This window comes from Angustibacter sp. McL0619 (genome assembly GCF_049994355.1).
Lineage (GTDB): Bacteria > Actinomycetota > Actinomycetes > Actinomycetales > Angustibacteraceae > Angustibacter.
This window is the reverse complement of the sequence record NZ_CP188257.1, coordinates 4,600,109-4,614,632: the sequence shown is the minus strand read 5'-3', so window position 1 is coordinate 4,614,632 and position 14,524 is coordinate 4,600,109. Positions and strand designations below refer to the sequence as shown.

General features: G+C 70.8%; 12 protein-coding genes and 1 tRNA gene. 5 read left to right on the top strand and 8 right to left on the bottom strand.

Annotated features, from left to right (window positions below; all coding sequences use genetic code 11):
• Positions 1-144 precede the first annotated feature (144 nt).
• Positions 145-1,767 (top strand): alkaline phosphatase family protein, encoded by a 1,623-nt coding sequence (locus ACPPVT_RS21665; RefSeq protein WP_426563991.1) that lies wholly within the window; start codon positions 145-147, stop codon positions 1,765-1,767.
• Here ACPPVT_RS21665 and ACPPVT_RS21660 read toward each other — a convergent pair.
• The gene (locus tag ACPPVT_RS21660; protein WP_426563989.1) at positions 1,759-2,781 is read right to left on the bottom strand and encodes an EamA family transporter; all 1,023 of its coding nucleotides are present in this window, start codon (positions 2,779-2,781) and stop codon (positions 1,759-1,761) included. The two genes, ACPPVT_RS21665 and ACPPVT_RS21660, sit on opposite strands and share 9 nt — an antisense overlap.
• 39 nt (positions 2,782-2,820) lie before the next feature.
• Here ACPPVT_RS21660 and ACPPVT_RS21655 point away from each other — a divergent pair, with 39 nt between their 5' ends.
• On the top strand, positions 2,821-3,360 hold the full coding sequence (locus ACPPVT_RS21655) for a CGNR zinc finger domain-containing protein (protein ID WP_426563987.1): 540 nt from the start codon (positions 2,821-2,823) through the stop codon (positions 3,358-3,360).
• Positions 3,361-3,395: 35 nt separating this feature from the next.
• On the opposite strand, the gene ACPPVT_RS21650 is transcribed toward ACPPVT_RS21655, so the two are convergent.
• The gene (locus ACPPVT_RS21650; protein ID WP_426563985.1) at positions 3,396-3,794 is read right to left on the bottom strand and encodes a VOC family protein; all 399 of its coding nucleotides are present in this window, start codon (positions 3,792-3,794) and stop codon (positions 3,396-3,398) included.
• 154 nt (positions 3,795-3,948) lie between these two features.
• Between ACPPVT_RS21650 and ACPPVT_RS21645 the strand changes: the two genes are divergently transcribed.
• A complete protein-coding gene (locus ACPPVT_RS21645) occupies positions 3,949-5,220 on the top strand; it encodes an aspartate kinase (protein ID WP_426563983.1) in 1,272 nt (423 codons plus the stop codon).
• 129 nt (positions 5,221-5,349) lie between these two features.
• Here ACPPVT_RS21645 and ACPPVT_RS21640 read toward each other — a convergent pair whose 3' ends face one another.
• Both ACPPVT_RS21640 and ACPPVT_RS21635 read right to left on the bottom strand, forming a co-directional pair.
• Positions 5,350-6,402, bottom strand: a complete 1,053-nt coding sequence (locus ACPPVT_RS21640; protein WP_426563981.1) for a 5'-3' exonuclease — start codon at positions 6,400-6,402, stop codon at positions 5,350-5,352.
• 12 nt (positions 6,403-6,414) lie between these two features.
• Positions 6,415-8,223: a prolyl oligopeptidase family serine peptidase gene (locus ACPPVT_RS21635; RefSeq protein WP_426563979.1), complete on the bottom strand. Its 1,809-nt coding sequence runs from the start codon at positions 8,221-8,223 to the stop codon at positions 6,415-6,417.
• Positions 8,224-8,308: 85 nt separating this feature from the next.
• Between ACPPVT_RS21635 and ACPPVT_RS21630 the strand changes: the two genes are divergently transcribed.
• Positions 8,309-8,608: a hypothetical protein gene (locus ACPPVT_RS21630; protein ID WP_426563977.1), complete on the top strand. Its 300-nt coding sequence runs from the start codon at positions 8,309-8,311 to the stop codon at positions 8,606-8,608.
• Between the two features lie 24 nt (positions 8,609-8,632).
• Here the strand turns inward: ACPPVT_RS21630 and gndA are convergent, their stop codons facing one another.
• The 3 genes from gndA to ACPPVT_RS21615 all read right to left on the bottom strand — a co-directional run bounded on the left by gndA (position 8,633) and on the right by ACPPVT_RS21615 (position 11,291).
• Entirely contained in the window at positions 8,633-10,078 is a 1,446-nt protein-coding gene (gene gndA, locus ACPPVT_RS21625; RefSeq protein ID WP_426563976.1) for an NADP-dependent phosphogluconate dehydrogenase, read from the bottom strand.
• 104 nt (positions 10,079-10,182) lie between these two features.
• A tRNA-Pro gene (locus ACPPVT_RS21620) sits at positions 10,183-10,256 on the bottom strand.
• A gap of 87 nt (positions 10,257-10,343) precedes the next feature.
• A complete protein-coding gene (locus ACPPVT_RS21615) occupies positions 10,344-11,291 on the bottom strand; it encodes a metallophosphoesterase (protein ID WP_426563974.1) in 948 nt (315 codons plus the stop codon).
• A 39-nt stretch (positions 11,292-11,330) separates the two neighbouring features.
• Here ACPPVT_RS21615 and ACPPVT_RS21610 point away from each other — a divergent pair, with 39 nt between their 5' ends.
• The gene (locus tag ACPPVT_RS21610) at positions 11,331-11,792 is read left to right on the top strand and encodes a GatB/YqeY domain-containing protein (protein WP_426563972.1); all 462 of its coding nucleotides are present in this window, start codon (positions 11,331-11,333) and stop codon (positions 11,790-11,792) included.
• Between the two features lie 21 nt (positions 11,793-11,813).
• On the opposite strand, the gene ACPPVT_RS21605 is transcribed toward ACPPVT_RS21610, so the two are convergent.
• The gene (locus ACPPVT_RS21605; protein ID WP_426563970.1) at positions 11,814-14,252 is read right to left on the bottom strand and encodes a penicillin-binding protein; all 2,439 of its coding nucleotides are present in this window, start codon (positions 14,250-14,252) and stop codon (positions 11,814-11,816) included.
• Positions 14,253-14,524 lie beyond the last annotated feature (272 nt).

Here is a 14,524-nt window from a genome sequence, read left to right as displayed (position 1 = left end):
GCACGGCCGCCTTCGGTAGGGCAGCCGGTTCACGGTCGGGGAGTTCTCGGCTTTCCGACCTCGCGTGCCGGGTCTAGCCTCGGGACCGGCCGAGACGACCGGCCGCCGGCTGGTCGCGGGCACGTCCTCGACGAGGAGGATCTCGTGCGTCGTCAACTCGCGTTCTCAGCGGTTCTGGCTCTCCTGGTGAGTGCGGCCGGTGTGCAGGCCGCCGCCGGCAGTCCACCGGGGCACCAAGCGGCGGCCAAGCACGGCAAGCCCCCGCAGATCACCAACCTCGTGGTGATCTACCAGGAGAACCACAGCTTCGACAACCTCTTCGGCAGCTGGGGCAAGGTCGGCGGTCAGCAGGTCGACGGCCTGGCCTCGGCCACCGCCCAGCACGCCACCCAGGTCGCGCAGGACGGCACCGCCTACGGCTGCCTGCTGCAGGACGACGTCAACCTGACGTCCCCGCCGCTTGATGGCTGGTGCCACGACCCGGCGCACAGCGTGCCCAGCAGCAGCTTCGCCAACGGTCCGTTCAGCATCGACGACTTCATCGGCCCCGCCGACACCACCTGCCCGGCGCCCGGTGTCTTCGCCCCGAACGGTGTTCTCAAGGGGACGGGACTGCCTGGGGGCTGCACCCGTGACCTGGTGCACCGCTTCTATCAGGAGCAGTACCAGATCAACGGCGGCATGCAGAACCGCTACGTGACGGCCAGCGACTCCTTCGGCCTCACCATGGGCCACTACGACACCACGTCGCTGCCCATCTACCGGTACCTGCACTCCAAGGCAGCTCCGAACTACGTGGTCGCCGACCGGTTCTTCCAGGGCGCGTTCGGTGGGTCGTTCCTCAACCACCAGTACCTGATCGCCGCCCGGGCGCCGGTCGACACCAGTGGCGGCGCCTTCGGCGGTGCGGCGCACTCCGTCATCGACTCCAATGGGATGCCGACGAGCTACCTCCCGCTCTACACGGCCGGACCCGGCGTGGTCGACGGCCAGCTGACCCAGGTCTGCGACAACGGCGCACCTACGGACTTCTCGCAGGCGTGCGGGAACTACGCGGTCAACACGGTGCAGCCGGCGAGCCCACCGTTCGGCAACGGTGCCAAGATCCCGCTGATCGATGACACGCAGTACCCAAACATCGGTGACCGGATGTCCGCCGCCCACATCAGCTGGGCGTGGTACTCGGGCGGCTGGGCTGACGCGGAGGCGGGCCATCCCGGACCGCTGTTCCAGTTCCACCACCAGCCCTTCAACTACTTCGCCGCCTACGCGCCCGGCCAGCCCGGACGCGCGCACCTGAAGGACGAGACGCAGTTCATCAAGGCGGCCAAGCGCGGCACCCTGCCGACGGTGAGCTTCGTCAAGCCGTACGGTGCCGAGAACGAGCACCCCGGCTACGCCAGTGAGCCGAACGGCAGCGACCACCTGGTCGACCTGCTGCGCGCAGTCGAGAAGGGTCCCCAGGCCAAGCACACGTTGGTCGTGGTGACGTACGACGAGTTCGGTGGCCAGTGGGACCACGTCTCGCCCCCCGGCATGGGCAGCACCGTCGGCGTGCACGATGCGTTCGGACCGAGCACCCGGATTCCGGCCCTGGTGCTCTCGGCCGCGTTCACCCGCTCCGGCGTCGACCACACGGTCTACGACACGACGTCCATCATGGCCAGCATCGAGCGCCGGCTCGGCCTGCGGCCGGTCAGTGAGCGCGACGCGCGGGTCGCGGATCTGGCTCCGGCGTTGGCGGTGGGGGGACTGCGGTCACCGTGAGGTGGCGCGGGCCGTCGTCGCGGCGCTCGAACCCGCGACGGCGTCCCGCTCACCGAGCTTGACGCCGACCACCCCGGCCAGGATCAGCAGGCCGCCGAGCAGCTGCACGCTGCGCGGCAGCTGGTTTAGCAGCAGCCACGCGAAGCCGACGCCGGCGACCACCTCGAGCAGTGCGACGAACGAGGCCAACCGCGAGCCGAGGCGGCGCCCCGCCGCGATGCCGGTGGTGTACGAGACGGCGGCGGTCACCAGGCCGAGGACGACGAGCGGCACCCACCACGCGAACACGTGGCCCGAGTAGCTGGTCGAAGCGGTCGAGGTGTCCATCGACAGCAGTCCGACCAGACCTAGGAGGCCGAGGACGGCGGCGCCGACCACCAGCCCACTGGCGGCCAGCGCGAGCGGTGGCAGCCCGTTGCTCGTGTCGGCCGAGATCACGAAGTAGGACGCTGCACCGATCATGGCGCCGAGCGCCCAGAGGACGCCTGCGGTGTTCAGGTGCGCACCGGACAGCACGTCGAGCACCAGCACCAGCCCGACCGCGGCCAAAGCCGCCCCGATCAGGGTGACCGGGCCGGGACGCTGACCGTGGCGCAGCCACAGCCAGACCACCACGGTGGCCGGCGCCGTGTACTCGATGAGCAGCGCCGGCCCGACCGGCATCCGGGCGACGGCGGAGAAGTAGCAGAACTGCGACCCGGCCACCGCGAGGACGCCGTACATCGTGATCAGGCCGGCGTTGCGGCGCAGCAGGTGCCAGCGGTCGCGCAGCGCCAGGGCGCCGAACGGCGCGACGACCAGGGCGGCGATGCCGACCCGGACCAGGACGACGGCCCCGGCGCTCCAGCCGGTGCCCAGCAATCCCGTGGCGAGTGCCCCGGACATGCCGAAGGTCGTGGCCGACACCACCGCGAAGGCGAGACCCGCCGCCAGCCGAGAGCCAGACGCGGCGGCCAGCCGGTCGGCTGGGGCGACGGGCCCGGTCCCCGCGATGTCATGAGCAATGGTGGCCATAGATCATGACGCTAGGGCTCGCGGGTGTAATCTGTCAACGTGCTTTTCACCCATGACACCGAAGCGTCGCTGCAGGCTGCCGTCGTGTTGGTCAACACCGGTGAGTCGCCCGACACGATGACCACCGTCGAGGAGCTGGACGAGTGGTACGAGGAGTTCTCGTACACCGGACGGCGAGACGGTGACCTGGCCGAGCTCGACGCTTTGCGAGCCTTGCGTCCGGTGCTCCGCCGGGTGCTGACGGCGGACCGGGACGATGCAGTGCAGCTGGTCAACGCGATGCTCGCCGATGCGCGGGCGGTCCCCCAGCTGGTGCGTCACGACCCCTTCGACTGGCACGTGCACGCCGTCCCGCCGCAGGCGTCGCTGGTCACCCGGGTCACCGTGGAGACTGCGATGGCGATGGTGGACGTGATCCGCGCCGACGAGCTGTCCCGGCTCGGCGTGTGCGCCGACCAGGAGTGCGGCGGCGTCGTCCTCGACCTCTCGCGCAACCGGTCGCGACGGTTCTGCAGCACCGCCTGCGGCAACCGCAACGCCGTCGCGGCCTATCGCGCGCGTCGCTCGTCCGAGCGGTAGGGATCGCGGCGGTCACAGGCCGTCCAAGGCTGGGCTCAGCCGCTGGTGGCCTGGGCGGCGAACAGGTCGATCGGCGTGCCGTCCGGATCGTGCACGGTCGCGTAGCGCTGGCCCCAGAAGGCGTCGAACGGTTTCAGGTGGCCGACCGCGCCGGCGTCGGTGAGCCGGCGGTAGCTGACGTCGACGTCCGCCGGGCTGTCGCACTCGAAGGCCAGCGCCGCCCGGTGACCGCCGGACGGCGGCGTCCAGCCCGGGTCGAAGCTCTTGATCGTCTCGACCGTGTCGAGCGCCAGCCGCAGACCGCCCAGGTCGATCTCGACGTGCGGCGCGGATCCGGCGTCCTCGGGCAGCTCGAGTCCGAGCCGGCGGTAGAAGGCGACCGAGGCGGCCATGTCGGTGACGACGAGCTCGATGACGGCGGGACGAAGAGTCATGCCGGCGACGCTAGCGGGCACCGCCGACAGTGGACAGATCTGCGCCGACGCCATCCGGTGAGACAGCGGTCTCGCAGTGCGGGCGCCCCGAAGTCACGTCGCGTCCCTCGATAGACTCGTCCGCGCAGTCGTCGCATCAGATTCGGAGGGCACCGTGGGCTTGGTCGTGCAGAAGTACGGGGGCTCGTCCGTCGCCGACGCCGAGAGCATCAAGCGCGTCGCCCGGCGCATCGTGGACACCGCCCAGGCCGGCAACCAGGTCGTCGTGGTGGTCTCCGCGATGGGGGACACCACGGACGACCTGCGCGACCTCGCCCAGCAGGTCTCGCCGTTGCCCCCCGCCCGCGAGCTGGACATGCTGCTCACCGCGGGCGAGCGGATGTCGATGGCGCTGGTCGCGATGGCCATCCACGACCTCGGCCACCAGGCCCGCTCCTACACCGGCAGCCAGGCCGGCGTGATCACCGACTCCGCGCACGGCAAGGCCCGGATCATCGACATCACCCCCGGCCGGATCCGGCAGGCCATCGACGAGGGGCACATCGCGATCGTGGCCGGCTTCCAGGGCGTCAGCCAGGACACCAAGGAGATCACCACCCTCGGACGTGGCGCCTCGGACACGACCGCGGTGGCGCTCGCGGCCGCCCTCGGTGCGGACGTCTGCGAGATCTACACCGACGTGGACGGCGTGTTCACCGCCGACCCGCGGATCGTGCCGAACGCGCGACGGATCGCCAGGATCACCAGCGAGGAGATGCTCGAGATGGCGGCCTGCGGCACCAAGGTGCTGCACCTGCGCTGCGTCGAGTACGCCCGGCGCTACCGGATGCCGGTGCACGTTCGCTCCTCGTTCAGCCAGCGCGAGGGCACCTGGGTCATCGACACGGACACGGAAGGTCAGGAAATGGAGCAGGCGATCATCTCGGGCGTCTCGCACGACCGCAGCGAGGCCAAGATCACCGTCGTCGGCGTGCCCGACCAGCCCGGCAAGGCCGCCGCGATCTTCCAGGCCGTGGCTCGCGCCGAGATCAACATCGACATGATCGTGCAGAACGTCTCGGCCGCAGCCACCGGGCTGACCGACGTCTCGTTCACCCTGCCGAAGACGGACGGGGTCATCGCGATGTCGACCCTCGAGGGCATCCAGGGCGAGGTCGGTTTCGGGTCCCTGCAGTACGACGACCAGATCGGCAAGGTGTCGCTGGTCGGCGCCGGCATGCGGACCCACCCCGGCGTCTCAGCCACCTTCTTCCAGGCGCTCGCCGAGGCCGGCGTCAACATCGAGATGATCTCGACGTCCGAGATTCGGATCTCGGTGGTCACCCGCGCGGACGACGTCGACTCCGCCGTCCGCGCCGTGCACACGGCGTTCGGGCTGGACGCCACCGAGGTCGAGGCCGTGGTCTACGGCGGCACCGGCCGCTGACCCCTCCGCCGGCCGCCGATTTTGACCACGTTAAGTAGTTCTAAGCCTGCCTAACGTGGCGCACAACCCTCGAGAGGTGGCACGTCACCCACATAACGTGGTCAACAAACGGGCGGCGGCGGGGCGCGGTTAGAAGAGGCTGAGCTGGTCGTCCTCGGCGACGCTGGCGACGGGCACCGGCGCAGCCGGCACTTCGGCTGCGGGGGCCGCCGGCAGGTCCTCCTGCTCGGCGATCCGGGCCCAGGTGTCCTGGCCGGGCGGCGGGCTGCCGGTCAGGGCCCACAACGACGGCCCGAGCCGGATGTCCCGCTCGAGCAGCCCGGCTTGCAGCCGCACCAGGTCCATCGGCACCCGCATCGCCTCCAGGCTCGGCATCGGCAGGTCCTGGCGCATCGACATCAGGTGCAGGTTGCGAGCAACGTTCGTCCGCGCCACCGGGTCGACCAGCCGTCGGGCGGCCGCAGGACCGACGACGGCCACGACCTCGTCCACCCGTCCACCGTCGAGGGCCGCGTAGACGTCGGCCACGCTCCAGAAGGCGGTCAGCAGCTTCGCCGCGGTCTTGGCGCCGATCCCGTTCACACCGGGCAGGTTGTCGGACACGTCCCCGCGGATGGCCGCGTAGTCCCGGTACTGTCCCGCCTGCACCCCGCACAGCAGCGGCAGCCGCGCGGGGGTGAGCAGCGGCGAGGCGTCCACACCGCCGGCGATGATCCGCAGCACAGACGTGGTCTGGTCGATCAAGGCGAACGAGTCCCGGTCGCTGGTGACCACGGTGCACCGCCAGCTGCGGTCCCGGGCCAGTGCGGCCGCGGAGGACAGGACGTCGTCCGCCTCCCAGCCTTCGTGCTGGACGACGGCGAAACCGCACGCGCGCAACAGCTCTGCGGCTCCGGTGAGCTGGTCGACGAGCTCATCCGCCTTCTCTGCGCGCCCCGCCTTGTACTCCGGGTACTCCTCGCGGCGGCGCGAGGCGATCGCGCAGTCGAAGCCGACGATCACCGCGTCCGGGCCGAGCCGGGCTGCGGCGCCGCCGATCGCTGCCACCATGCCGCGCAGCCCCCAGGTGGGACGACCGCCAAGGTCTCGCTGGCCGCTGTGCTCGTGGGCGTGGTGCGCGCGGTGCAGCAGGCTGTTGCCGTCGATGGCCATCAGCAGCGGGGTGCCGGACGCGGTGCTCATCGCTCGCTCACCTCATACCTGCAGGTGCTCGAGGGCGAAGTCCAGCTCGACCCGCATCTGCCGCACCCGCTCGTCGTCCACCATCGAGCCGTGCCCCGCGTCGTACCGGTAGACCTGGTGCGGCACACCGCGTTCGGCCAGCCTGACGAGGTAGTTCTCGATCTGCCGGATCGGGCAGCGCGGGTCGTTCTCACCGGCCAGCACGAGCACCGGCACGTCCACCGCGTCGACGTAGCTGATCGGGCTGGAGTCGGCGTAGCGCTGCGGGACCTGCTCCGGCGAACCACCGAACAGCGAACGGTCGAAGGCCTTCAGGCCCTCCATCTCGTCCTCGTAGGCGGCGACGTAGTCGGCGACCGGCACCCCGGCCAGCCCAAGTGCCCAGGAACCGGGCTGGGTGCCAAGCCCGAGCAGGGTCAGGAAGCCACCCCACGAGGCCCCGGCCAGGACGACGCGGGTCGGGTCGGCGATCCCGGTGGCCACCAGGTGGTCCCGGACGGCGAGCACGTCCTCGAGCTCGACGTGACCGACCCGCTCCTCCAAGGCATCGCGCCAGGCGGACCCGTAACCGGTGGAACCGCGGTAGTTCACCTGGACCACGGCGAACCCGTGGTCCACCCAGGCGCTCGGGTAGGGGCCGAACGCGTCCACGTCGTGGTGGGTCGGGCCGCCGTGCACCTCGACCACCAGCGGCAACGGACCGTCCGGCTGCGGACCCAAGGAGGGGACCGGCCGTCGCAGCAAGGCGTGCACCCGGCCGCCCGCGCCGTCGACCCACACGTCCTCCACCGCGACCGACCCGGGCGCGGCCGGGCCTGGGGCGGCCAGCACGACCTCGCCCTCGTCCTGTCGGGCCACGTTGAGCCGCCGGACGCTGGTCGGCGTCGCGGCTGACGACCAGCTCGCCCAGACCTCGCCGTCGGCCCGCACCGCCATCGACCGGACCGTCCCCGCGGTCGGCCCGAACCGCTGCACGGCAAGCGAATCCAGCTCGACCCGAGCCAGCGTCGTGCGGGCCTGATGGGACATCGCGACGACCACGCTGCGGGCGTCCGGCCACCAGTCGGCGTCCTCGACCTCGCCGGGCAGGGCGACGTCGACGCGCTGCTCAGTGCCCGTCGTGGGGTCCCAGACCAGCAACGCCGGGACGCCGTCCCGCTCGTGCGTCACCACCAGCCGCGGGTCCCCGGCGACCGGCGAGAAGGCGATGGCGTCCAGACCCTTGCCTGGACCGTCCCACAGGTCGGCCACGACGGTGGCGTCCGCGACCCGGAGCACCCGCAGCGCCGGGTGCCGGGAGTCGCCGTGCTCGCTGTGCGCCAGGACGACGAGCGACTCGTCCCGCGACAGGTCGCCGACGTAGGCCTCCTCGACGTGCTCGTACAGCAGCCGGGGCGACCCGTCGGTGCCGATCGCGTGCACCCGGACGCCGTACTCCTCGTCCGTGCTGGCCACCACAGCGACCCCGCGGCCGAGCGCCAGCCCGGCACTGTAGGCCGCCGGCAGGCCGGTCGCGTCCGTCGCCTGGCCGGGCGCTGAGCCGTACGGCTGGCGGCGCCAGACCCCCCGCTCGTCGCCCTTGCGGTCGTCGAACCACCACAGGTGGTCACCGCTGGGGTCCAGCGTGCCGTGCGCGGTGCCCTCGGGCCGGTCGGTCGCCGGAGCGGGCTCGTCGTCCCCGACCGACCACCAGTGCAGCTCGATCGTGCCGCCGGACGTGGTGGCCGCGACGACGGTCCGGTCCTCGGCGTCGCGGGCGAAGTCGGGCATACCTACCCGGCGGGCGCGGAACCGGGCCTCCCAGTCAGGCAGCTGCGTCATGGCCCGAGCCTGCCACGCCCTCCATTCGGGTGGGCAGCGCCCCACCGGCTCAACCTCGGCCGGGTGTCGTCCGACAGACGGTGCCATGAGAAGCAATGGGGCCGGTCTGTTGGCCCTCCTGTGCGCGGCCGCGGTAGCTGTGCTGCCAGCGTGCTCCGGTGACGATGGCACGCAGTCGCTGACGGCTCGCATCCAGAGCACCATCCCGGCGTTCTGCGTCGGTGCGGACGACGACACGAAGGGCACGTGCTTCATCACGACCAGCGCCGACGGGGTCAAGGAGAGCGACCTGCACGCAGGCGAGTGCATCACCGTGACCTACACGCCCGCGAACGGCGACGAGTCGCCGCACGCGACCAACGTCGCGCGCTCGCAGAAGTGCTGACGTCGAGCCTGACGCCCGACCGGGTCAGACCTCGTTCTCGCTGAGGTCCTGCGCCCACAGCGTGTGGAAGGCGCCGTCGCGGTCGGTGCGCCGGTAGGTGTGCGCACCGAAGTTGTCGCGCAGCCCCTGGATGAGTGCGGCGGGCAGTCGGGGACGGCGCAGCGCGTCGAAGTACGCCAGCGACGACGAGAACGCAGGGGTCGGAATGCCGGCCTGGGAGGCCGCCGCGACCACCCGGCGCCAGCTGTCGACACCGTCCTGGACGGCACCGGCGAAGTACGGGGCGACCAGGAGCGTGGGCAGGTTCGGGTCCTCGTCGTACGCTTCGCGGATCCGGTCCAGGAACTTGGCCCGGATGATGCAGCCGCCGCGCCAGATCGTGGCCATCGCGCCGCGGTCGACGTCCCAGTCGTACTGCTGGCTGCCGGCCGCGATGTGGTCGAAGCCCTGCGCGTAGGCGACGACCTTGCTCGCGTACAGGGCTCGGCGGACGTCGTCCGTGAACGCCTGCTGGTCGCCGGCGAAGCCTTCGGCGGACGGCGTCGAGAACGCCTGGGCCGCAGCGGATCGCTGCTCCGCATGACCGGACAACGAGCGGGCGAACGTGGCTTCGGCGATGCCGGTGATCGGCACGCCGAGCTCGAGCGCGTCCTGGACGGTCCAGCGGCCGGTGCCCTTCTGCTCGGCCTGGTCCAGCACGACGTCCACGAACGGCGCGCCGGTCTCGGCGTCGGTGTGCGCCAGGACGTCCGCCGTGATCTCGATCAGGAACGACTCGAGATCGCCGGAGTTCCACTCGCGGAATACCTCCGCCAGCTGGCCAGGGGTGGCGCCGAGACCGGCCCGCAACAGGTCGTATGCCTCCGCGATGAGCTGCATGTCGGCGTACTCGATGCCGTTGTGCACCATCTTCACGAAGTGCCCGGCACCGTCCGGCCCGACATGTACGCAGCACGGCGTGCCGTCGACCTTCGCGGCGATCGACTCGAAGATCGGGCCGAGCGTGCGGTAAGACTGCGCCGAGCCACCGGGCATGATCGATGGTCCGTTCAGCGCGCCCTCCTCGCCGCCGGAGACTCCGGCACCGACGAAGTGCAGACCGCGCTCGGCCAGCGCCCGCTCGCGACGGCGGGTGTCGGCGAAGTGCGCGTTACCGCAGTCGATGACGATGTCGCCCTCGTCGAGCAGCGGGACGAGCTCGTCGACCACCGCGTCGGTCGGGTCGCCGGCCTTGACCATCACGATGACCGCACGCGGCCGCTGCAAGCTGGCCACGAAGTCCGCCAGGTGCTCGCTGGGCACGAAGGTGCCGTCGTCGCCGTGCTCGGCGACCAGGCTCTCGGTGCGCGCATGGGTGCGGTTGTGCAGTGCCACCACGTAGCCGTGCCGGGCCAGGTTGCGAGCGAGGTTGCGTCCCATCACGGCCAGGCCGGTGACGCCGATCTGAGCGGTTGCGTCCGGACTTGTCATGGCTGCGACGCTACGCGCTTCGCCTCCAAACAAGAGGAGTGGGGCTCCGCGGTTGCCCGCAGTGCCCCACTTCTCTGCTCTCGCGTGGCCGCGAGATCACCGGGTCGGGGTGACAGGATTTGAACCTGCGGCCTCGTCGTCCCGAACGACGCGCGCTACCAAGCTGCGCCACACCCCGTGGCTGCGCCCCAACGTCCAACGTGCTGGTCGACCGGAGCCACGTCATCGTAGCCGAGCCCGGGCCCATCCCTGAAACCGGAGGGGGTCAGGGCGCAGTGAGGGTGAGCAGCGAGGCCTCCGGACGGCAGCAGAACCGCACCGGCGTGTACGGCGAGGTGCCCAGCCCGGCGCTGACGTGCAGCCATGACGCGTCCGGCGGCGGTGCGTGGTCTGCCGCGACTCGACCCGCACCGGTCCACCAGCGGGTGACCCCGCGGGCCCGGCGGCGGTCCAGGTCGCAGTTCGTCACCAGGGCGCCCACGCCTGGCAGCCGCAGCTGGCCGCCGTGCGTGTGCCCGGCCAGGATCAGCCGCGCTCCTTCGCCGGCCATGGCGTCCAGCACCCGCTCGTACGGCGCATGCAGCACGCCCACGGCGAGGTCCACCGGTGCGACCTGTGACTTGGGGTCGGGCTTCGGCTCGGGCTCGGGAAAACGGTCCAAGCGGAGATGCGGGTCGTCCACGCCGACGAACGACATCGCCAGCCCGGCGACGCCCAGCCGGTCGCGACGGTTGTCCAGGTCCAGCCAGCCCGCCGCGGTCAGCCCGTCGACCAGATCCTGGGTCGGCAGCCGGGTGCCCTTGATCCGCTTGCGGCCGCCTTCACGCTGCAGGTACCGCGCGGGGTTCTTGGGCTTCGGGGCGTAGTAGTCGTTCGAGCCCAGCACGAAGACGCCGGGCAGCTCCAGCAGGGGCGCCAGGGCGTCCAGCACGGCCGGGACGGCCTCGAGGTGCGCCAGGTTGTCGCCGGTGTCCACCACCAGGTCAGGTTCGAGCGCGGCCAGGCCGCGGACCCACTCACGTTCGCGACGCTGCCACGGCGTCAGGTGCAGGTCGGACAGGTGCAGCACCCGGACCGACCGGGCACCCGGCGCCAGCACCGGCAGCTCGATTCGACGTAGTACGTAGGCGCGGCTCTCCACCACGGCTCCCGCGACCGACGCGGCGCCGAGTCCGACGAGGCCCAGAGCGGCGCGGGCAGGCGAGGGACGCACAGTGGTTCATCCTGCCACCGGCTGACAGACTCGCTGACCATGAGCGCTTTGAAGGACACCCTCCGCGCGGATCTGACTGCGGCGATGCGCCAGCGGGACGAGGTGCGCGTCGCCACCTTGCGCATGGTGTTGACGGCGGTGACCAACGAAGAGGTCGCCGGGGACGTCGCCCGCGAGCTCAGCGACGAGGACGTGCAGGCCGTGCTGCGTCGGGAGGGCAAGAAGCGTCGCGAGGCCGCGCACGCCTTCGCCGAGGGCGGGCGCACCGAACGGGCCGAGCGCGAGCGCGCCGAGCTCGCCGTGCTGGAGGACTACCTGCCCGCGCAACTGGACGACGACTCGCTGGCCGAGCTGGTCCGCGCGGCGATCGCGCAGTCCGGCGTGACGGGCCCCCAGGGCATGGGTCAGGTGATGAAGGCCGCGCAGGCCGCCGTGGCCGGACGGGCCGAGGGTGGCCGCGTCGCCGCCGAGGTCAAGCGACAACTGACCTCGGCCGGCTGACGGCGGCTCGGACTCCCCCGCTCAGTGCGGCTTGTGGGTCCTGGTGGGGCTGGGGAACGTGAACGTCGGGTTCGAGGTCGGCGTACCCGTGCCCGGGCCGCCGGGGCCGCCCGGGCCGCCGGGGCCGGGGCCACCGGGCGGGGGGACCCCCGTGCTCGGGAAGATCGTGACCGTCGTCCCGGCGGTGACCCGCGATCCGGCGCCCGGGTTGGTCTCCGCGACCTGACCGGCCGGAATGGCGCTCGCCTTCGGGTCGCCCACGGTGACCGAGAAGCCGGCACCCTTGAGCGCCTGCGTGGCGGCGTCGATCGACTGACCTGTCACGGACGGCACGGTGAGCTTCTCGCCGAAGATCATCTTGTCGCTGGCCCTGCCGAAGTTCTCCACCGGCAGTCCGGAGCTGGCCGCCGACATGAAGGCCTGCCAGATCGGCGCGGAGAGGGTGGCGCCGTACAGCTGACCTCCGATCTTGCCGTGACCGGTGTCGATGTTGAACATCTTCAGGCTCTGATTGGGGTGCCCGAACCAGACGGCCGCGCTCAGCTGGGGGGTGTAGCCGATGAACCACAGGTCCGTGGAGTTGTTCGTCGTGCCCGTCTTGCCGGCCGCCGGTCGGCCGATGCCGCGGCCTGCCGCGGTGCCGTGGGTGAGCACCCCCTGGAGCGCGGTGGTCACACCCCGCGCGACGTCCTGCTTGATCGCCTGGTCGCACTCCGACTTGGGCAACGTGATCTTCTTGCCACCCAGGGTGGTCGCCGACGTGATCGAGACCGGCGGGCAGTACTGGCCGTCGGCGGCGAAGGACGCGTAGGCACTCGCCATGGTCAGCGGCGCGATGGACTCGATGCCGAGGGTCAGTGAGGCGTAGGGCCGGATGTTGGTACTCAGCTTTTCGTCCGGCTGGTTGGTCGCCGACGGCTCGGCCAGGTGCACCCCGACGCTGGAGGCGATGTCGGCGACCTTGCAGATCCCGACCTCGGCCTCGAGCCGGACGAAGGCGGTGTTCACCGAGTGCGCCGTGGCGTCCGCCAAGGTCATCGGGCCACGCTCGTGGCCCTCGCTGTTGCCGGGGTCCCAGCTGCTCGGCCGCAGGTCCTGGCAGCTGCCCGTCTTGAACTCACTGCGCTGGAACTTGTACTGCCCCGGCGGTGCGTCGACGATCGAGTTGAGCGACTGGCCGTCGTCCAGGGCGGCCGCCAGCGTGAACGCCTTGAACGTGGAGCCGGTCTGGAAGCCGTTGCCGCCGCTGTAGGTCTTGTCCACGTTGTAGTTGACCGTCGTCTTGCCCTTGGTGCGCCCGTACTTCGTGCTCTGTGCCATGGCCAGCACCTTGCCGGTGCCCGGCTGGACGACGGACAGCGCGGCCGCGACGTGGCTCTTGTTGGTGGGTGCGACCCGGTCCGAGACCGCCTTCTGGGCCTTCTTCTGGGCGGACGGGTCGAGGGTCGTCTTGATCGTCAGACCACCGCGCATCATCAACGCGCGGCGCGCTGGCGTGGTCGCGCCGAAGGTCTTGCTCTCCAGCACCTGGTTGTAGATGTAGTCGCAGAAGTACGGGTACGGCGAGGTGTCACAGCCGTTGCCGGCGGGGCTGATCTTCAGCCCGATCTTGGTCTTGAGGGCGGCGTCGTGCTGCTTCTGGGTGATCACACCGGTCTGCAGCATGCGGTTCAGCACGACGTTGCGGCGGTCCAGAGCGGCCTTCGGGTGGTTGCGCGGGTCAAAGCGCCCCGGCTGCTGCACGAGCCCGGAGAGCAGCGCCGCCTGCGGCAGGGTGAGCTTGGCTGCGGTGGTCGAGAAGTAGTGCCGAGCCGCCGTCTCGACGCCGTACGCGCCGTCGCCGTAGTACGCGATGTTCAGGTAGCCCTGAAGGATCTGGTCCTTGCTCATCTTCTTCTCGAGCGTGATCGCGTACTTCATCTCCTGGATCTTGCGCCCGAAGTTCTTGTCCACCGCCGCGAGCGCGCCCTCCTCGTCGCCGGCCGAGAGCGCATTCTCTTGCAGGGTGAGCTTGACGAACTGCTGGGTCAGCGTCGAGGCGCCCTGGGCGGACTCACCGCTGGAGGCGTTGCTGACCGCTGCACGAAGAACGCCCTTGGGGTCGATGCCGCCGTGCTCGCGGAAGCGGGTGTCCTCGATGGCGATCTGCGCGTCCTGCATGATCTTGGCGACCTTGGACAGCGGGACGACGATGCGGTTCTCGTTGTAGAACGTGGCGATCACGTGGCCGTCGGCGTCCAGGATCCTGGACTGCTGGGCCAGCGGGCTCTGCTCGAACTCGTCGGGCAGCGCGTCGAAGAAGTCGACCCCGGAGCGGGCGGTCGCGCCAGCAGCCCCGACGGAGGGCATGAACAGACCCGCGCCGATCAGGCCGGCCACCACCGAGGTGCCGATGAAGGCTGCGAGCAGGGCGATGATCCCGGCAAAGCCGCTTCCGCGGTCGTCGGTCCGCATCGTCATCCGTGCTCCTCGTCTGCTCATGCCCGCGTGCTCACGGCCGATCCAGCCTAACCGAACCGGTGCGCAACCTCCGATTCCTGCGTGGTAGTGCGGTGAAGATCTTGGCTGGTTGTCGAGGAAATGACTAGTCATCCTGAGCACAGGAATGGCCGGAAAGGGTCATAGCCCGCAACGGGCCCGTACTCATACCGTCGAAGCACCGGGGATGGGGCATCACCGCAGCAGCCGAGATGCCGCTGGGTGACACGACAGAGGTGAGTGCGGGGATGAGC